Raw genomic sequence first — 19,515 nt, 5'->3', positions numbered from 1 at the left:
TCCCCGGCCGGCTCAGGCGCTCGGCGCGGGTTGGTCGAGGATCGCGCTGAACCGCTCCTCGGCCAGGTCGAGCTGCTGGAAGATGTGCTGCTTGACCCGGCGGGACAGGGGGGTGTCGGCCCGCCCGATCAGCTCCCGGAACACCGGCACCAGCGGCCGGTACTTGGTCGCCGACGAGGTCACCTTCGGGCCGACGGTGTGGATGACGCCGACGCCGTTGTCGGTGAAGTCCGACATCTTGATCACCCGCGCCCAGGGCTCCCGGTCCAGACTCGCCGCGACATGCTCGCGGTACTGGACGTACCGGTCCCGGTCCGGGTCGTACGCCGGGTTGGTCACCGCCGCGACCAGGCACGCGACCCGGTCACCGAAGCGGCGGGCCAGTTCGGCGAGGGCGGCCGAGGTCGGGTCGCCGGTCGGACCGGTCGTGCCGCCGGCCAACTCCGCCGGATGGTCCTCCACCGAGTCGTGCAGCAGACCGGCGACGACCACGTCGACGTCCCGTACGTCGTAGTGGTGCAGCAGCCGGATGCTCACCCGCAGCAGGTGGTTCAGGTACGGCTCGCGGACCCGTCGATCGGCCCGGTGCAGCTCGCTGGCGAGATCGAGGGCGGCGGTCAACCGGTCCCGGTCGGCCTGGTCGAACCGTTGGATCTCCAGCCGGAACCGCTCCCGCAGTCCGGCCTCACCGTGGATCTCGGTGATCGCGTGCATCGGCATGGTCGCGAGGTACGCGGGAAACTCCATCCGCTACTTATATCGGACCCGTACCAGATCAGCCATGGCCGGCACGCGCCCGGACCGTGGCCAGGAAGTCCCGGATCAGGCCCGGATCCTTCACCCCGCGAGACACCTCGACCCCGCTGGAGACGTCCACGCCCCAGGGGCGCAGCGCGTCGATCGCGGCGCCGACGTTGCCAGCGTGCAGGCCGCCGGCGAGCAGCCAGTGCCCGGCCAGGGCGTCCCGGTCGAGCGTGTCCCAGTCCCAGGCGGCACCCGAACCGGGCTGCGGCGAGTCCACGATCAGCAGGTCCTCGCCGAGCGCGCCGCAGCGCACTCCGTCCGGGCCGTCGGGGGAGGTGGCCCGGATCAGCGGCAGGCCCAGGTCCCGCAGCGCCGCGTAGTGGCCGGCCGGCTCGTCGCCGTGCAGCTGGATGGCCCGTACCCCGGATCCGGCCACCGCGGCCCGGACGGTCTCGACCGGCTCGCCCCGGAACACCCCGACCGTCAGTACCCCCGCCGGGACCGGTTGTGCCAGTTCGCGGGCCTGCTCCGGGGTCACCCGCCGGGGGCTCGCGGTGAGCACGAAGCCGATGGCGTCCGCGCCGGCCCCGACCGCCGCCTCGACATCGCGGGCGGTGCTCAGCCCACACACCTTGACGAACATCCGGTCCCGCCCCTCCGCCTGCCGACAGCCGCAACGGCGCCATTGTCGCGGGCGCGGCCGGAGCGCGTCGCCCCGGGACCGGTCCGGCGCGTCGGGCCGTCCCACGCGGTGCCGCGTACGTCGCAGGGGTGAGGCGAAAGTCATCCATCTTCCGGTTCGTCCCGATGGTGGTCAACTGTGGGCGCGGGTTCCCGCGAATGTGACGACCGCGATATCCGGAACCGCCGTGCAACGCGTTTCCGCCTCGGTCACGTCATCGTCGTGCGCTGGCCGAAGGTCGGTGGTGCGATAGGGGAGATCGATGGACGCTGGAACACGCCGGCCACGGCGGGACGGCCTGTCGCGGCGACAGGCGATCACCTCGGTCGGGTTGGCCGCGGCGGGTCTGGGCGCGCTCGGCACCGGGCTCGTCCTGCGCCTCCCGCAGGCCGCCGGTGGGGCCGATCCGGCCGAAGGCGGCACGCCCAGCCCCACCCCGAGTCCCACCCCGGACCTGTTCGCCGCGGCGCAGACCCGGATCGAGGCGTACCTGGCCGACCTCGGCGACCGGATCACCCTGGCCGTACGCGACCAGGTGTCCGGGGTCGAGCTGACCGTCGGCACCCGCCCGTTCCAGACCGCCAGCATCGTCAAGGTCGACATCCTGGCCGCCCTCCTGCTGCGCGCCCAGCAGCAGGGCCAACAACTGACCGCCACGGACCGGCAGCGGGCCCGCCCGATGATCGTGAGCAGCGACAACGCCGCCGCGTCCGCGCTGTACCAGAGGATCGGCAGGGTGAACGGCCTCACCGCCGCCAACCGGACGCTCGGCCTGAGCGAGACCACCCCCAACGTGCACTGGGGCATGACCAAAACCACCGCCGCGGACCAGGTACGACTGCTCGCGGCGATCACCGCCGCCGACGGCCCGCTCGCCCCGGCCAGCCGCGAGCTGATCCTCGACCTGATGGGTCAGGTCGACAAGGCGCAGCGGTGGGGCGTGCCCGCCGCCGCGACGCCGCAGACGACCGACAGCTACGTGAAGAACGGCTGGGTACCGGACGACTCGAACGGCAGCCGCTGGGAGGTCAACACCATCGGCCGGCTGGTCGAGCCCGGACACGACTGGCTGGTCGCCATCCTCTCCGACAACCACGTCAAGCTCTCCGACGGGATCACCATGGTGGAGAAGCTGGCCAAGTACGCCCTCGGCGAGCTGCGCGAACTGCCCGCGGTCACGATTCCCTGACCCCCGACGCCGCCGCCCCGGCCGGCGCCGCTGGTTCGACTCCCGCCCCGGCTCCCGTCGCGCCGCCCCGCTCCGACTCCGGTTCAGAAGTCGTCGTGGAACGCGGCTCCGGCGCGGAGTTCGGGTCGGCGTGCGGCCTCGTCGGGTCCACCGTCGGTGGATCGGCGGCCCGTCGGCGGTACAGCAGGACGAACAGGCCGCCGGCCAGCAGGCCCCAGAACGCGGCGCCGAGGCCGAGCACGGTGATCCCGGACGCGGTCACCAGGAAGGTCACCACGGCGGCGGGGCGGCCGTCGGGTTCGGCGACCGCCGAGGCGATCGACGCACCCAGGGCGCCGAGCAGGGCCAGCCCGGCAACCGCCTCGACCAGCACCGGCGGCGAGAGCAGCACCAGAGCGGTGGCCAGACCGGACCCGAGACCGAGGACGAGATAGCCGGCTCCGGCGGTGACCGAGGCGATCCACCGCCGTCGCGGATCCGGGTGCGCGTCCGGCCCGGCGGCGAGGGCGGCGGTGATCGCCGCCAGGTTGACCGCGTGCCCGCCCAGCGGTGCGGCGAGGGTGCTGGCCAGTCCGGTGCCGACCAGTACGGCGCGCAGCGGTGGCCGGTAACCGAAACCGGCCAGCACCGCCATGCCGGGCACGTTCTGGCTGGCCATGGTGACCAGGAACAGCGGCAGGGCCAGGCTGACCGCGGCCGCCCAGGTCCACTCGGGCACGGTCAACGCGATGGTGGGGCGCAGGTCCGCACCGGCCAGCCCGCCGGCCGGTGCGGTCCACACGATCGCCACCACCGCCACCGCCAGGGCCGCCGGTACCGCCCACTGCCGGGCGAAGCGACTCAGCACGGCCCAGGTGACGACGATCGGTACGGCCATCAGCGGCACCTCCACCAGGGCGCGTACCGGGGCGACGCAGAGGTCGTAGAGCACCCCGGCCAGCATCGCGCTGGCCACCGGGGCGGGGATGGCCGCGATCGCCCGGCCCAGCACCGGAACCAGACCCGCCGCGACGATGAGCAGGCCGCAGAGGACGAACGCGCCGACCGCGGCCTCGAACCCGCCCGCCACGGCACCGGTCGAGATCAGCAGGGCGGCACCGGGTGTCGACCAGGCGACGCTGATCGGGGTGCGCTGGCGTACCCCGAGCCAGATCGCGGCCACGCCCATGGCCAGGCAGAGGGCGAGCAGGCCGGAGGCGGCCTGGCGCTGGTCGGCACCGACCGCTCGCAGGCCGGCGAGCACCACCGCGAAGGTGCTGGCGAAGCCCACCAGTGCGGTCAGGACACCGGCCAGGACCGGTTGCAGCAGGCGGTTCATCGGTGCCTCCCACCGTCGATCTCGATGCCGGTGGTGTCGCGCGTCACCCGCGGCGCCCACCGATCGTTCCGTAAACGGAACGCTTTCGGGATCTGGAGAATAGCGCCATGGACTCAACCGTGGTCGAGCCGGGCGGTACCGGCGTGGGGCGCCGGCTGCGCGAGCTGCGTGAGGCGCAGGGTCTCTCGCTGTCCGCCCTGGCCAAACGGGCCGGCATCGGCAAGGCGACGCTCTCCGGACTGGAGACGGGAACCCGCAACCCGACCCTGGAGACGCTCTACGCGGTGACCGCGCAGCTGCGCGTACCGCTGGCGGCGGTGCTCGCCGTCGGGACCGACGCCGAGGACGGGACACCACCTGTCGTACGCGGGCGGGCCGTGGTCGCCACCCTGCTACAGGTCTTCGAGGACGACTCGGTCACGTACGAGCTGTTCCGGCTGCGGGTCCTGCCCGGCCCGGTGCAGACCTCACCCGCGCACCAGGACGGGGTGACCGAGCACATCACCGTCTTCGCCGGCGTACTGCGTGCCGGGCCCCTGGACGCCCCGCTGGTCGCCGGCCCCGGTGAGCACATCTCGTGGCGGTCGGACGTGCCGCACGGCTACGCCGCCGCCGGTCCGGACGAGGTGCAGGCCAGCCTGCTGATCCGCTACCCGCGCCGACCCGGACCGTCCTGACGTCGTCCGGGCCCGCGTAGAGTTCCGGCATCATCGGCGAAAAATCCCAAAGTACGGAGCGGTAGCGCGGCATGACGGTAAGTGAGCAGATCGGGTCCGGCGCGGCACCGGCGGGCATCGACCCAGCGGGCATCGACCCAGCGGAGCTGGAGACCTGCCTGCGCGTACTCGCCGAGGTGGACACCCTGCCGGTGGACCACCCGGACGCGCTGCGGGTGCGGCTGGCCACCGCGAGGATCTTCAAGAGCGTGAAGGAACGCCGCCGCAAGGAGCGCCAGCTCGCGGTTACCGAGGCTGACCGGGCGGTCACCGCCGCGACCGCCACCGGTGCACCCGGACGCATCGACGACGAGACCAAGGGCCTGCCGCTGGTGTCGGCGACCACCGACGCGCCGCTGGCCGGCACCCTGCGCCGGCCCAGGGCCTGCTACATCTGCAAAGAGCGCTATGTAGAAGTCGACGCGTTCTACCACCAGCTCTGCCCGCCCTGCGCCGCGATCAACCGCAGCCGGCGCGACGCGCGGACCGACCTGACCGGTCGGCGGGCCCTGCTCACCGGCGGCCGGGCCAAGATCGGTATGTACATCGCGCTGCGGTTGCTCCGCGACGGCGCGCACACCACCATCACCACCCGTTTCCCGAACGACGCGGTCCGCCGGTTCGCCGCGATGCCGGACAGCGACCAGTGGCTGCACCGACTCCGGATCGTCGGGATCGACCTGCGGGACCCCGCGCAGGTGGTCGCGCTGGCCGACTCGGTGGCCGCCCAGGGCACCCTGGACATCCTGATCAACAACGCCGCGCAGACGGTCCGCCGCTCACCCGGCTCGTACGCCCACCTGGTCGCCGCCGAGTCGGCGCCGCTGCCCTCCGGACCCCTGCCGGAGCTGGTCACCTTCGGTCACCACGGCATCGGTGCGGCCGCGCTGACCGCCGCCCTGCCGCAGCAGCGTCACGCGCTCGCCCCGCACGAGTTGACCGCCCTCGCGCTGACCAGTGGTTCCGCCTCCCTGGACCGGGTTGCCGCCTCGACCGCCATCGACGCCGGTGGCCTCGCCCCCGACCTCGACGCGGAGAACAGCTGGTCGCGGCGGGTGCACGAGGTCGACGCGGTCGAGCTGCTCGAAGTGCAGCTCTGCAACGTCACGGCGCCGTTCGTGCTGGTCAGCCGGCTGCGCCCGGTGCTCGCCGCGGCACCCGCGCGGCGCAAGTACGTGGTGAACGTGTCGGCGATGGAGGGTCAGTTCGGCCGGGGCTACAAGGGTGCCGGTCACCCACACACCAACATGGCCAAGGCCGCACTGAACATGCTGACCCGCACCAGCGCCGCCGACATGCTGACCGAGGGCATCCTGATGACCAGCGTGGACACCGGCTGGATCACCGACGAACGCCCACACCCGGTCAAGGCCCGCCTGCACGACGAGGGCTTCCACGCCCCCCTCGACCTGGTCGACGGCGCCGCCCGGGTCTACGACCCGATCGTCCGCGGCGAACTCGGCGAAGACCTCCACGGCTGCTTCCTGAAGGACTACGCCCCCTCACCCTGGTAAACCCCACCCCACCCCATCGGCCCGCACTAATGTGGAAAAGAGTGGCTATCCGGCGTGGGATAGCCACTCTTTCAGTGAAAGTGTGGTCCTGGACTCGGGGTTTAGGGGAGGGGGCGTTTGAGGTGGTAGCGGTGTACCTCGAACGTGCTCTCCTGGTTGTTGATGTCCTCGGCTGCCGAGACCAGCTCCCAGCCCTGCGCGCCGACCCGGTTCAGGTGCGAGATCGCGGTGTCCCCGAACTGGGACACGTCCTGTCTGGAGCCGTCCGGGCCGTACCAGATATAGGTCAGATCCAACCTCCGGCCCTCGCCCACCCGACGCCGGACCAGCAACGCGTACTCCCATTTGACCATCCGTCCATTATGGCCGGTATCCGGTCGGTGATCGCCAGCCCCGTACCGCTGCTTGTGGACGCGGCGGGATCGCCGGTGGCGGCACATCACCAGAAGAGGCGTGTATTTGGACGAACCGGTCAGGAGAAGTGGGTCTTCGGTCGGGGTAGCCGTTGGCCGTCGACGACCACGTCCACCTTCTCGTTGTAGAAGGCGATCAGCCCGGCGATCGGGATCAGCTGTCGGGTCGGGAAATCGTACGTCCAGGCCAGGTCGGTGTGGACCCGGTCGCCCACCCGCACCGACCAGTAACCGCTGGTCCGGCCCTTGTAGGGACACTGGGTGACGGTGTCGCTCGGCTCCAGGTGATCGAAGTCCACCTCGGTCCGGTTGAGGTAGTAGCGGGTCGGCAGCCCGGTCTCGAAGACCAGCACCGGCGACGACGACTCGGCCAGCACCACACCGTCGAGTTCGATCCGTACGGTACGCGTCGACCGCAGCGCGTCGACCCTGGTGTACGGGTTGCGCGGGTGGACGAAAACCTCCTCGTCCTCCTCGAACCAGGAGTCGAGGGCGGCCCAGTCGAACCGGACCGTCCCGTCCAGCCCGGCGAGTACGTCACCGCTGTAGACCCAGGCCGAATCCGGACGGGAGATGTCGCCCGCGCGCAGCCCGTGCCGGTGCGCCGTGCCCTGGCGCAGCTGCTGGGAGCGCCGCTCGTCGACGAGCAGTCCCGGCTGTACGTCCGCCACCGGCAGGTAGAACTGCGGATAGTTCGGCCACTCCCAGACGTACCGGGCGTGGGTGGTGTCCAGGACGACCCGGCCGCCGATCATCGCCCGTACCCGTCGGGGCACCGGCTCGATGTGGTCGACCGGGACGATCATCTGCGGGTAGTCAGCCACGGGCACGGCCAGCCGTTCTGTGGGAGCCGGAAATGTCCTGCTCACGATACCGGCGTGGGTCGGCCGGGGGTGGCCACTTGGCGTACGGCCGATTGTTGCGCAGGCTCGGCGGGCGCCGGCGGCGGCGCCGACCACCGTGACCCCGGCGGACCGCACCGGTACGCCCGCCGACGGGCGTACCGGTGCGACCGGTCAGGGGGCGGTGATCCGGTACGTGGCGCCCGCCTGGGTGGCGAACGTGATCACGTTCCCGCTGACCGTGTGGCTCACGGTGCCGCCACCCACCTGGTTGACCACGATGGTCTGACCCGGCCACGGGTGTTGCAGCCGTACGGTCCGGCCGGCGTCGCTGGTGATGTCGACGTAGCCGACCCGGCCGGCCCGGAACTCGCTCGACACCACGAACGCGTCCTTCTCCCGCAGCCGCACGAAGCTGGCGTCCCGGTTCGTCGGCCAGACCGGGAACAGCCGGATGATCCCGTCGTCGCTCTGCAACAGCAGGTTGTTGATCGCCTCGGTGGCGCCGGCCTTCTCCAGGCCGTGTACCCCGTCGCGGATCCGCAGGTTCGCCGCCGACTTGGTGTTGATCTGGTTCTTGAGCTGGTCGATCAGGCTCTGCGCCGGGTAGCCGACCCGGGCGGCCTGGGTGAAGACCTTCGGGAAGCTGTTGTCCTGGCCCCAGGAGTTCATCGCGTTCAACGTGTTGACCGCGATCTGCCGGTCGGCGGCCGGCGAATTGATTCCCAGTACCTCGCCGGGGTGGATGAACTCCAGGTTCACCGTGTTGTCGCCCGGCCGGATGTTGCGGGTGTCCGGCCCGGTGATCGTGCCCGGATCGGCGAGCGCGAACACCGTCTGGCCGTTGTGCGTCGTCGTCGGTGTGGCCGGCAGGCGGTCCCGGATCTGGGTCCAGGTGGCCCGGTCACCGGCGTCCAGGCCGAGCGTCACGCTCGCGTCGACCAGGGCCGAGAAGAGGTATTTCAGCAGCCCGATGTCGGGACTCGGATTACGTGACCAGGTGCCCTCGTGCGGTCCGGCGTACAGGCGGTAGCGCTGGGTGGCCGCGTCGTACTCCAGGTAGTGGGTGAAGAAGGCGGCGACCTCCTTCAGGAACGGGTACGCCTTCCCGGACAGGAAGTTCCGGTCCCGGGTGTAGTCGTAGTAGGCGATGAACTGCGACGCGGCGAACAGCGAGTTCGCCACCTGCTGGTGGTAGTTGTCGTCGGCGGTGGCGCCGAACGGGGCGATGCCGACCGGGAAGAGCAGCCCGCTGGGCACGCCACCGCTGGGGAAGCGGCTGTTGACGTACGTCGGGTTGACCCGCCGCAGGTCCTGCTGGGCCCTTCGGCGGGCCTCCGGCACGTACGCCAGCAGCAGGTCGTGGTACGGCAGCGCGAGATCGGCCCGGTTGCTCGAATAGGTGCCGTAGAAGTTCGCCATGAAGTTGTAGTTGAGGTGCATGTCGCCGTTGAACATCGGATAGTCGGTGGTGGCCCAGATGCCGTACAGGCCGGGTGCGGTCTTGCCGGCCTGGCTGGACGAGCCGAGTAGGTACTGCGAGCCGTAGTAGAACCGCTCCAGTACGTCGTCGTCGAGGTCGACGTAGGACCGCAGCCAGTACTGCTTCCACCAGTCCAGGTGCTGGTTGTAGAGGGTGCCCAGGCTGGTGCTGGTCTGTCCGTCCACGATCGACCGGGCGGCCGGGGTCGGGTCGGCCGGGTTCTGGCCGCCGCCGGCCACCCCGGTCACGAGCTGGATCGTCTGGCCCGGTTGCAGGTTGAACACCTGGGTCGCGGTGGCACCGCCGGCCGTCGGCGGGGCGATCGGGGCGGTGCCGAGCAGGCGGGTGGCCAGCGCGGCCCGGGACACCCAGCGGGAGCCGGTCGGGGTGCTCCGGTTGGCCCAGGTGGTGTTGCCGGTGACCCCGGCGGTGTTGGTGAAGCCGGGCTTGGCGTCCTGCGATCCGGACCAGGTCTGCGCCCGGAGCTGGGTGGCGGTCGAGCCGAGCGACTGGATCTGGGTCACCACCATGTTGTCGTTCGCGGCGGTCCAGGTCCTCATCGCCACCGGCACCCCGCCGAGGGTCATCGACGTGGTGATCTCCCCGGTGAGGGTGTTCTGTTCCTCCAGGAACGGCCCGGACGGTCCGGGCGGCGCCGAGCCCGGCGCGTACAGCTCGAACTGGCCGATCCGGGCGCGTGGGTTGTTGAGCGAGTCGGGCGTCGTACCCTGGGTTGGTTCACTCAGGGTGACTCGGACGTAGCGGGCGCTGACCGCGGCGATGGTCCGGTCGGTGACGCTCGCCGTGTTGTTGGTGACGGTGTCCACCGTGGTCCAGGTCGAGCCGTTGCCGACCTGGACGACGAAGTTCTTCGCGTTGTTCGCGGTCTCGTTCGGCCGGGCCGCGCCGTCGTGCCGGAGCAGGTAGCGGCCGATGTTCCTGGCCGAGCCGAGATCGAGGGTGAGCGTCTGCGGCTTGCCGACCTCGGACACCCAGCCTTCGTAGCCGGCGGCCCACTGGCCGTTGACCGCCCGGCCCGGCGGGAAGCTCGGGTGGCTGGTGGTCGCGGTCGCGGTGGCGCCCAGGGCGAGGTTGCCCGACGGGGTGCTCGCCACCGGTGCGATGGTCACCCCGCCGAGCGCCACCAGCGACGGGTTCGGGTTGCCGGCCCAGAAGTTGCCCTTGGACAGGTAGAAGGTCTTGAACCCGTCGCCGCCACCGGAGGTGACGCCGATGTCGCCGTTGCCGAGCAGCGCGGTGTTCGGCAACGTCCGCGACACCGACTCGCTGTACGCCTGGTTTGTCCAACGTCCCTTGACGTCGGCGAGCAACTGCTGGACCTGTGCCCACTGCTGTTCGGGGGTGGGTGGTGCCGCCTGGGCCGGGGCGGGCGCCACCACGAGGGTGCCGACGACGGTGCCGAGCAGGGCCGTGGAGAGGGCCCTGCGGTACCGCTGTTGTCGTTTGCTGGTCACGGAATGTCCTTTCTGGGACGGGCGGGGTTCTTCCGTGTCCACCGGTGCCGCGTGCGGAACAGCGCCGGACTGGTGAGGTCTAGCGCGACGTGTCCGCGGGCGATCGGACCGGCGCGACGTTGAGGTGACACAGCACGCCGACACCGGGCCGGTGGATGGCGGCCGGTGCGGTGGCGGCGGTGTCGGGGTGGGTGGGGTCGAGGTCGGTGAAGGTGGGGTCGAAGTCGAACAGGGCGGCCAGGATCGCCTCGGCGGTGGCGGCGCCGGCGATCGAGTCGCGGTTGGACACCCCGCGTTCGGCCACCCGGACCCGGATGTCGGCCGGGTCGTCGTCGAGGATCTCCATCGCCTGCCCCCACAGCGCGCCGGAGGCGGACTCCGGGGTCAGCCGGAGCAGACCGACGGCGAGGTCGGGGCGGCCCAGCCGGGCGAGCCCGTGCGCGGTCACCCCCGGCCACGCCCCGAACGCCCCGCCGGCCCCGTGGTCGGGCCGGTCCGAACTCCCGGCGACCGGGTCGTCCTGCGCCAGCGCCCGCATCCAGGTGCCGGTGAGCAGGTGCCCGGTGACGAAGTCGACCATCTCCCGACGCTGGGTCGGGCTGAGGTCGTCGTGCAGCGCGGCGGCGACCAGACCGAAGTCGAGGACGTGACCGATGGTGTCGGTCCGGTCCGGGTGACGGATCGACCACCGGCCGCCGTCGACGTACAGCCGCAGTACGGCCGAGGCGAGGGTGTCCGCCTCGGCCCGTGCCCGTGCCGCCTCGTCGAGCCGACCCCGCAGCCGGAACAGGCCGGCGAGGGAACGCATCATCGCCACGTAACCGGCGTTGAGGGAGGCGACCACGTTCAGATAGTTCGGTACGCATTCGAGTACCCGCCACGCGTCGTCGCCGAAGTCGGCGAGTTCACCGCCGGTGGCCGGACGGCGCCGGTCCCGCCAGCCGTAGGCGAGCCGTTCCAGGTGCCCGGCGACCGTCGCGCAACCCGCCTGCTCGTCCAGGAACGCCAGGTCACCGGTGATACAGACATAGTGTTCGACCAGCCGGAACAGGGACAGGTGGGTGGAGGCGTACTCGTTGCCCAGCGGCCCGCCCCGTCGGGTGTCGAAGCCGAACGAGTCGTCGTACGGCCCGCTCAGCGCCCGGTGCAGCCAGGCCCGGAGCCCGACCGGTTCGAGGAGCGCGTACATCCGGCTCCACTCGCTGTGGTCCCAGTAGAACGTGGTGGTCGGGCCGAGCCGGGGCCCGCCGGTGAGGAAGATCGGCTCGGTCGGGCTGGCATTCAGGTTGCGCAGGTAGAGCACCAGCAGCGCGCCCATGTAGTAGGCGCGGCCGAGCCGTGGGTCGTCCGCCCGGAAGGTGGGCAGGTGGCCGCTGAAGTCGTCGTTGCCCGGGGTGAACATGGAACGCCAGTGCCGGCGCATCCCCGCCTCGGACTCGGACAGCGTCTCGTCGAAGGTGTCCGCCGTGCGGCGGGCCACCTCGGCCACCTCGTCCCGGTCGGTGCCGTAGGCGCAGACCACGCCGAGGGTGCGGGTCTCGCCGGGTGCGAGGGCCAGCGACCAGGTCGCCCGCGCCCCGGCCCCGGTCACGGCCAGGTCGGTGGGCGCGGTCGAGAAGGCGTACGCCGCCCGCGCGGCCGAGTCCCGGTCGGCGGTGACCGCCAGCCCGTCGGCGACGGTGGTGCGCCAGCGCCGCGACCGCGACCAGTGACCGGTTGCCGCCACCGGCTGGCCGTCGAGCAGCAGGGTCACCCGGTCGTCGGTGAGCAGCACCGCCACCCGGTGCCACGCGCCGGCGACCAGCGGCGTGTCGGCGTGTTCTACCTCGCCGGAGATGCCGAACCAGAGGCCGTCCGCGTCGACGCCGAGCTGGAGCGAGTCCGGGTGGTTGCCGTGGGTGAGGATGACACCGGGTTCGGTCGGCGTGTCCGGGCGGAACTCGAAGCTCAGCACCAGCCCGTCGCGCAGTTCGAAGGCGTCGAGGTCGACCCGACTGGTCGGGTCCAGCTCGATCGGGCCGGCGGACTCGAAGACCGTACCGCCGTCGACGGGGCCGCAGTGCAGGTTGCGGATGCCGCCGCGGGCGGCGGTCCGGTGCGGGTAGACGGTGTCCAGGCTGACGTGTCGGGGCAGCTCGTACCGCATCAGCATCGGCGACCGGTCCTCGTCGCGCTGGATGCCGGGCAGGCGGGGCCGGCCGAGGCGTACCCGCCGGGGGCCGGGGCCGAGCAGGAACGGTGCCCCGTCCCGGGCCGGGCGGGTGTTGTCCCGGATCCGTTCCAGGGTGATGAAGTCGTGGTGGTCGCCGTTGGTCCAGGGCACGTCGTAGAGCCAGCCCCAGCCCACCTCGGTCGCGGTGAGCAGGGCGAACAGGTCCTGGCTGACCTCGTACGTCGCGGGCACCGCCTGCTCGTTGGTGACCTCGACCCGCCACAGCAGCAGGTTGCGTGACAGCGCCATCCGGGTGTCGGTCCGTACGGACACGCCCGCGCCCCGGTGCTCCCGCTGCACGCCCCACGGCTTCCAGCGGAACCGCTGGGCGTCCGGCACGACGCCGTCCAGGCGCAGCACCCCGGTGTGGTAGCCGAACGAGTACGGCGGCGCGGCCAGCCAGGACAGCGAGGTCAGGTCGTGGTTGACGTGGCCCTGCCCGTGTTGGTTGCGCAGCGAGGGCAGGTGGGCGAGTTCGTGGGCGTCGACCCACTCACCGGCCACCTCGTTCAGGTCCGGTACGCCCGGCGGTCGGTCGTCGTCGTCCAGCGTGCGGCAGGTGGGGTCGGCGGTGGTGGTCACTTGGTCGACCCCGCGGTGAGTCCGGCGATGAACTGCCGCTGTACGGCCAGGTAACCCAGCACCGGCACGATCGCGGCGAGGAACATGATCCCGAACAGCTGGCCGTAGTCGACGGAGTACTGACCGATCGTCAGGTACAGGCCGGTGGTGATGGTCTGGCCCTGCAACGGGCCGAGGATGAACAGCGGGTTCAGGAAGTCGTTCCAGATCCAGAGCGACGAGAAGATCGCCACCGTGGCGGTCGCCGGCCGGACCAGTGGCATCACGATCCGCCACCAGATCCGTACCCCGCCGGCCCCGTCGAGGCGGGCCGCCTGGACCACCTCCTCCGGTACCGAGCGCATGAAGCCGACGTAGACGAAGACGGCGAAGGAGAGGTAGCCGCCGCCCAGGTTGGACAGGATCAGGCCGGGGTAGCTGTGGTCGAGGCCGACCCAGGTCAGGATCCTGATGGTGGGCAGCAGGATCACCTGCGGCGGGACCATCAGACCGGCGGCGAGCACGGCGAGTACGGCCGCCCGCGCCCTGGTCCGGCGGCGGGAGAGGTAGAAGCTGAAGGCGGCGCTGAGCGGGATCAGCAGCGCCACCGAGCAGGCGACCGTGATCAGCGAGTTGCGCAGGCCCAGTTGGATCAGGTTGTCCGGCCGGCCGAGCGCGGTGCCCAGGTTGTCCAGTGTCGGCGGGATCGGCAGCGACACCGGGCTGCGCAGGATCTCCGGCTGGGTCTTGAACGCGTTCACGATCATCAGGTAGATCGGTGCGACGAAGAGCAGGATGACGGCGGCGGCGAGCAGGACGCGTACCCGGGGTCGCAGCCGGCGGATGGCGGTCACAGGTTCACCTCTCGGCGGCGCAGCACGTTGGTCACCGACAGCGCGATCACCGCGGAGAGTCCGAGCAGGACCATCGCGACCGAGGAGGCGTAGCCGAACCGGTCGGAGGTGAAGGCGAGCTGCACTATGTAGAGCGCGGTGGACTGGGTGGAGTCGGCCGGACCGCCACCGGTCAGTACGGCGATCACGTCGTAGAGCTTCAGCACGGTGATCAGCGAGATGGTGACGCTGATGGTGGTTCCGGGGGCGAGCATCGGCCAGGTGACGCGGGTGAACCGCTGCCGGCGGTTGACCCCGTCCAGGGCGGCCATGTCGTTGAGCTCCAGCGGGATGTTCTGTAGTGCGGCGAGGTACACCACGGTGGTGAAGCCGGTGAGGATCCACGCCACCACGACGCCGATCGAGACCAGTGCCAGGTTCGGGCTGCCCAGCCAGGCGACCGGTTCGTCGGTCAGCCCGACCCGTTGCAGCACGCTGTTCAGCAGGCCGTCGCGGGTGAGGATGGTCTGCCACACGAAGCCGACGATCACGCCGGAGAGCACCTGGGGCAGGAAGGCGACCGTACGCATCACCCGGTAGCTCAGCGTGGTCCGGTTGAGCATCATGGCGAACAGCACGCCGACCACGTTCGCCGCCACGGTCACGCCGACGGCCAGGATGAGCGTGAAGACCAGGCTGGCCCGCAGTTGCTCGTCCCCGACCGCCTCGCGGTAGTTGTCCAGGCCGACGAAGCTGCTGGTGGCCCGCAGCGGGTTCTCGTTGGTGAAACTGCTGCGCAGGCTGAGCAGGAGGGGCAGTACGAGAAAGCACCCATACAGTCCGAACGCGACCGCCGCGAACCCGAACAGGCCGCGGTTCTCCCCGCCCGCCCGGTTCTTCCTGCCTGCTCGACTCGTCCGAGTCAAGATGTCACTTCCTTAACCCGGGTCGGGGTCCGCGTGGACCCCGACCCGGTTGGTTCGGTTGCCGGTGAGAGGTGGTGGGGTTGGTCGGGGGTGGGTTACCTGGTGACGGTGTCCCAGGCCTTGTCGAGCTTGCCGAGTTCGCCCCTGACGTCGGAGCTGGTGAACAGCGCCTGGCTGGCGGCGTAGAAGTCGTTGTTGACCCCGGGCGGCAGCGCGTCGTCGTTGGTGGCCCAGCTGATCGAGCTGACCTTGGTGTTCTGGTCGGTGACGTATTGGTACGAGTCCTTGAAGACCTGGGTCACGGTCACCCCGTAGTCGTCCAGCGTCTTGTCCTTGAGCATCGGGAAGGCGCCGTCACCCTCGATCAGGGCCTTGAGGTTCTTCGGATCCAGCGACCACGCCTGCGCGAACCTGGTCGCGCCGGGGATGTCCGCGCTCTTCGCGCTGATCGCCATCGACCCGCCGACGGTGAACGGGATGACCAGCGACCCGTCGTCGGTCGGCCAGGGGAAGACACCGAAGTTGTCCGCCGTCTCCTTCGGCACCGCGCCGAGGAACCAGCTTCCCATCGGGTACATGGCGGACTTGCCGCCGGTGAAGCGGGTGATCGAGTCGGCGTACTTGACGCCGAGCGCGCCCTTGTCGAAATAGCCGTTGCCGACCAGGGTGCGGTACTTCTCGACGGCGGTGACGACGTTGTCGTCGGTGAACCTGACCTTGCCCGCGTACCGGTCCCGGAGCCAGTTGGGGTTCTTGCCCAGCACGTCGGCGCTGATGATGCCGACCAGCGGCATGCCGGCGGCGAACGGGTCGGCACCGCCGAGTTCGATCGGGTTGATGCCGGCGGCCTTGAGTTTGTCGCAGACGGTCAGGAACTCGGCCCAGTTCTTCGGCGGCGCCACGTTCGCCTTGGCGAAAAGTTCCCTGTTGTAGAAGACCTGGGGGATGACCTGCGAGTTGGTCGGTGGGATGTAGACCTTGCCCTTGAGGGCGTTGCCCTCGGGCAGCAGGAAGTTGGCGTTCACCCAGGTCTGGTCGTACGGCTGGAGCAGGCCGGCGCCGACGAAGTTCGCCGGGGTGATCGACTGCAACAGGTCCGGGAACTGCCCGGCGGCCTGGAGTTGCTTGGCGTACGCGTCCCGGTCGGTGTTCGGTGAGGTGATCCTGTTGATCTTCACGCCGGGGGCCTGCTGCTGGGCGGAGGCGATCGAGTCGTTCCAGAAGGTGGACGTGAGGGCGGGCGTCTCGAACGTCAGGTATGTCAGGGTGCTCTCGCCACCACCGCTGCTGCCGCTGTCGGAGCAGGCGGTGGTGAGAGCGAGCGCGCTGGCGAGGCACGCCGCCAACAGGGGCTTGCGGATCAAGGGGGTCCTCCTGGCGATTCATGGTGGGGGTGCTGGAGTACCGGGCCGGTTCGCCGGGGAGAGACCCCGGGAGGGTTCCAGGGTGGGGGAGTGGGATAACGTTATCCCGAGGATAGGAAGTTTCCGGGGCGTGTCAAGACTGTTGCTCTGATCGAAACTGATCGGGCGCGGGCGCCACGGCCCGCAGGGTGAGAGGGAGAATCACGGCGATGACTGAGCGTATGGCGCAGGACACCGCCGGGCACCGCCGCCGCAAGCGACCGACCATGCGGGACGTGGCCCGGGAGGCCGGGGTGGCGCTGCGTACCGTCTCCCGGGTGGTCAACGGTGACCCGACCGTCGGTGAGCACCTGGTCAGCCGGGTCCGCGCGGCGATCGCGGCGCTGGACTACGAGCCCGACGAACGGGCCCAGCAGCTCCGCCGGGGGGTCAGCGGGACCATCGGCGCGGCGGTGCGCAACCTCGCCGACGCCCACCCGGTGCTCAGCGCGGTCGACCGGGCCGCCCGTGCCGCCGGGCTCACCGTGCTGGCGATGTCGACCGAGGACGAGGAGCAGCGGGAACGCGAGGCGGTGATGTCCATGTGCCGCCGGCGGGTGGACGGCATCATCCTTGAACCGATCAGCGTCAGTCACCAGTACCTGGCCGCCGAGGTGGCGGCCGGGATGCCGCTGGTGGCGGTGGACCGGCCGACCGGTGGCCTGGCCGCCGACACCGTACTGTCGGACAACGCGGGCGGCGTCGGCCTGGCCTTCCGCCACCTGGTCCAGCACGGCCACCAGCGGATCGCCTACCTCGGCGACGACGAACGGATCTTTACCGGCCGGGAACGGGCCGCCGCCTTCCGGGCCTGCGTCACCGCGCACGGCGGGCCGCTCGACGGCATGGTGCACCCCGGCGCGCTCAACCCGGCCCGGATCGCCGCCGCGCTGGAGACCGCCCTCGGTGGTCCGGCGCCGGCGACCGCGCTGATCACCGGCAACGCCTCCGCCACCGTGGAGGTGCTCCGGCGGCTCGGTGCCGACGCCGCCCGGCTGGCCCTGGTCGGCTTCGACGACTTCCTCCTGGCCGACCTGCTCCGCCCGGCCCTCACCGTGGTCGCCCAGGACAGCGCCGCGATCGGGCGGACGGCGATCGAGCTGCTCCTGGCCCGGTCCGCCGATCCCGCCCGGCCGGTGCAGAGCGTGACCGTGCCGGTGGAACTGGTGCCGCGCGGCTCGGGCGAACTGCGCCCGTAGCCCGCGCCGCGACCCGGCCGGGTCCACCGGCCCCGGTGACCTGCGCCGGTGTCCGGTCCGGGCCGCTGCCGGCGGGCGGAACGGGGTCGTAGGCTGGCCCACGTGCCCCGCCCCGGACGACGTAGCGCCGCCTTCGCGGAAACTGGTTCGAGTCGGTCCCGAGCAGGGTCGGGCGACCGGCCGAGCGGACGTTCCGAGGGCCATTCCAGATAACGTTATTCCCCCGGTTCGGACGCGCGGTTGCCGCCCGCTCCGGACCCGTACCCCCGCAAAGGACGGTTCCATGGAAGACGTGCGGATCGAGTTCGACGTACCCGCCGAGATGCGCGACGGCACCATCCTGCGCGCCGACGTCTTCCGGCCCGGACACGGTGGGCCCTGGCCGGTGCTGCTCGTCCGGTCGCCGTACAACAAGCAGGATCCGGGCATCCTCGCCACCCTCGACCCGCTTGCCGCCGTCCGTCGCGGTTACCTGGTCGTCATCCAGGACACCCGTGGCCGGTACCGGTCCGAGGGGGAGTGGGAGCCGCTGCGGCACGAGCAGGCCGACGGGTACGACTCCGTACGCTGGGCGGCGACCCTGCCCGGCGCCAACGGACGCGTCGGCATGTACGGACCCAGCTACCTGGGCAACGCCCAGTGGATGGCGGCGGCCGGCAAGCCCCCCGAGCTGGCCGCGATCGCCCCCGCTTTCACCTGGTCGGATCCCTTCGACGGGCTGTTCGCCCGGGGTGGGGCGATCGAGCTCGGTCTCGGCGGCAACTGGTCACTGCAACAGGGGGCGAACCAGCTCGGCCGGCGGTTCCACGACGTCCCCGAGGAACGGCACCGTCGGCTGGTCGCACTGGTCTCCGAACTCGACACGCTGGCCGACGGCGGCTACTGGGAACTGCCCGCCGACGCGTTCCCGGCCTTCGTCCGGCACGAGGTCCCCGACCTGGGCTACCAGCGGGCACTGGCCGACCCGGAGGTGGTCGCCGCCTGCCGGGTCTCCGACAAGCACGACCGGATCGACCTGCCCACCCTCAACATCGGCGGCTGGTACGACGTGTTCCTCCAGGGCACCCTGGACAACTACCGGGCGATGAGCGCCGCCGGTCGACCGGCCCGGTTGCTGGTCGGACCCTGGTCGCACCGCAGCCAGGGCGGCCACCAGCAGGGCGAGGTCAACTTCGGCCTGGCCGCCAACGAGCGCAGCCTCGACCTGCGAACCACCCGGACCGACCTCGAACTCGACTGGTTCGACGAGTGGCTGCGGCCGGAGCGCGCGGCCGAGAACGCCGATCCGACCCGACCGGTGCGGCTGTTCGTCACCGGGGTCAACCGGTGGCGGGATGAGCCCGACTGGCCGCTGGCCCGCGCCGTGGACACCGCGCTGTACCTCGGTCCGGACGGCACCCTCGTCTTCGACCCGCCCGGCCCCGACGCCGAGCCGGACACCTTCCGGTACGACCCGGCCGACCCGGTCCGCACCCACGGTGGCCAGATCCTGCTGGCCGGCGAGTATCCGCCCGGCCCGTTCGACCAGCACCGGGTCGAGCGGCGGTCGGACGTGCTGGTCTACACCGGGGCGCCGCTCGCCGACGACCTGGAGGTGACCGGGCGGATCCGGGTGGTGCTGGTCGCCGGATCGAGCGCACCGGGCACCGACTGGGTGGCCCGGCTCTGCGACGTCGACCCGGACGGTATCTCCCGCAACCTCACCGACGGGATCGTCCGGGTGAGCCTTGTGCCGGGGGAGCCGGTGGAGCACGAGATAGACCTGTGGTCGATCGGACACGTGTTCCGTCGCGGTCACCGGCTGCGGGTCCAGGTCACGTCGAGCAACTTCCCCCGCTGGGACCGCAACCTGAACAACGGCGGGACCGGTACGGCGATGGTGGTCGCCGAGCAGACGGTGTACCACGACGCGACCCGACCGTCCCGGATCATCCTGCCGGTCGTACCGGGCGGGGAGCCGGGCTGAGCCGCCCGTGCCCGAGTCGGATGCGGCCGACTCGGGCAC

Annotated in this window: 15 protein-coding genes; 5 read left to right on the top strand and 10 right to left on the bottom strand. The window is 71.1% G+C overall.

Annotated features, from left to right (window positions below):
- Positions 1–12: 12 nt before the first annotated feature.
- Together OG792_RS17740 and OG792_RS17735 are read right to left on the bottom strand one after the other, a co-directional pair.
- On the bottom strand, positions 13–747 hold the full coding sequence (locus tag OG792_RS17740; protein WP_329110943.1) for an HD domain-containing protein: 735 nt from the start codon (positions 745–747) through the stop codon (positions 13–15).
- 28 nt (positions 748–775) lie between these two features.
- A complete protein-coding gene (locus tag OG792_RS17735; RefSeq protein ID WP_329110941.1) occupies positions 776–1,387 on the bottom strand; it encodes a phosphoribosylanthranilate isomerase in 612 nt (203 codons plus the stop codon).
- Between the two features lie 301 nt (positions 1,388–1,688).
- Between OG792_RS17735 and OG792_RS17730 the strand changes: the two genes are divergently transcribed.
- Positions 1,689–2,615 (top strand): serine hydrolase, encoded by a 927-nt coding sequence (locus OG792_RS17730; RefSeq protein WP_329110940.1) that lies wholly within the window; start codon positions 1,689–1,691, stop codon positions 2,613–2,615.
- Here the strand turns inward: OG792_RS17730 and OG792_RS17725 are convergent.
- Positions 2,602–3,933, bottom strand: a complete 1,332-nt coding sequence (locus tag OG792_RS17725; protein WP_329110938.1) for a benzoate/H(+) symporter BenE family transporter — start codon at positions 3,931–3,933, stop codon at positions 2,602–2,604. The two genes, OG792_RS17730 and OG792_RS17725, sit on opposite strands and share 14 nt — an antisense overlap.
- Before the next feature lie 107 nt (positions 3,934–4,040).
- Between OG792_RS17725 and OG792_RS17720 the strand changes: the two genes are divergently transcribed.
- Both OG792_RS17720 and OG792_RS17715 read left to right on the top strand, forming a co-directional pair.
- Positions 4,041–4,610 carry an XRE family transcriptional regulator gene (locus OG792_RS17720; protein ID WP_329110937.1) on the top strand — a complete coding sequence of 190 codons (570 nt, stop codon included), beginning with the start codon at positions 4,041–4,043 and terminating at the stop codon, positions 4,608–4,610.
- Between the two features lie 71 nt (positions 4,611–4,681).
- Positions 4,682–6,163 (top strand): SDR family NAD(P)-dependent oxidoreductase, encoded by a 1,482-nt coding sequence (locus OG792_RS17715; RefSeq protein ID WP_329110936.1) that lies wholly within the window; start codon positions 4,682–4,684, stop codon positions 6,161–6,163.
- A 101-nt stretch (positions 6,164–6,264) separates the two neighbouring features.
- Here the strand turns inward: OG792_RS17715 and OG792_RS17710 are convergent, their stop codons facing one another.
- The 7 genes from OG792_RS17710 to OG792_RS17680 form a co-directional block, all read right to left on the bottom strand.
- Positions 6,265–6,516, bottom strand: a complete 252-nt coding sequence (locus OG792_RS17710) for a hypothetical protein (protein ID WP_329110935.1) — start codon at positions 6,514–6,516, stop codon at positions 6,265–6,267.
- Positions 6,517–6,635: 119 nt separating this feature from the next.
- Positions 6,636–7,406 carry a DUF427 domain-containing protein gene (locus OG792_RS17705; protein WP_329110933.1) on the bottom strand — a complete coding sequence of 257 codons (771 nt, stop codon included), beginning with the start codon at positions 7,404–7,406 and terminating at the stop codon, positions 6,636–6,638.
- 186 nt (positions 7,407–7,592) lie between these two features.
- Entirely contained in the window at positions 7,593–10,376 is a 2,784-nt protein-coding gene (locus OG792_RS17700; protein ID WP_329110931.1) for a discoidin domain-containing protein, read from the bottom strand.
- A gap of 79 nt (positions 10,377–10,455) precedes the next feature.
- Positions 10,456–13,170, bottom strand: a complete 2,715-nt coding sequence (locus tag OG792_RS17695) for a hypothetical protein (protein ID WP_329110930.1) — start codon at positions 13,168–13,170, stop codon at positions 10,456–10,458.
- On the bottom strand, positions 13,167–14,003 hold the full coding sequence (locus OG792_RS17690; RefSeq protein ID WP_329110929.1) for a carbohydrate ABC transporter permease: 837 nt from the start codon (positions 14,001–14,003) through the stop codon (positions 13,167–13,169). Before OG792_RS17690 ends, OG792_RS17695 begins: the two co-directional genes overlap by 4 nt.
- Positions 14,000–14,908 carry a carbohydrate ABC transporter permease gene (locus OG792_RS17685; protein ID WP_329110928.1) on the bottom strand — a complete coding sequence of 303 codons (909 nt, stop codon included), beginning with the start codon at positions 14,906–14,908 and terminating at the stop codon, positions 14,000–14,002. Before OG792_RS17685 ends, OG792_RS17690 begins: the two co-directional genes overlap by 4 nt.
- A 95-nt stretch (positions 14,909–15,003) precedes the next feature.
- Positions 15,004–16,272 (bottom strand): ABC transporter substrate-binding protein, encoded by a 1,269-nt coding sequence (locus tag OG792_RS17680; RefSeq protein WP_329110926.1) that lies wholly within the window; start codon positions 16,270–16,272, stop codon positions 15,004–15,006.
- A gap of 209 nt (positions 16,273–16,481) precedes the next feature.
- On the opposite strand from OG792_RS17680, the gene OG792_RS17675 reads away from it, so the two are divergent.
- Complete coding sequence (locus tag OG792_RS17675; RefSeq protein WP_329110925.1) at positions 16,482–17,510, top strand: LacI family DNA-binding transcriptional regulator; 1,029 nt, start codon at positions 16,482–16,484, stop codon at positions 17,508–17,510.
- A gap of 283 nt (positions 17,511–17,793) precedes the next feature.
- Positions 17,794–19,476: a CocE/NonD family hydrolase gene (locus OG792_RS17670; RefSeq protein ID WP_329110923.1), complete on the top strand. Its 1,683-nt coding sequence runs from the start codon at positions 17,794–17,796 to the stop codon at positions 19,474–19,476.
- The last annotated feature ends 39 nt before the right edge of the window (positions 19,477–19,515 follow it).

It is taken from the genome of Micromonospora sp. NBC_01699, assembly GCF_036250065.1.
Taxonomy (GTDB): domain Bacteria; phylum Actinomycetota; class Actinomycetes; order Mycobacteriales; family Micromonosporaceae; genus Micromonospora_G.
The sequence above is the reverse complement of the archived record's forward strand: the minus strand, read 5'-3'. Positions and strand labels throughout refer to the sequence as shown.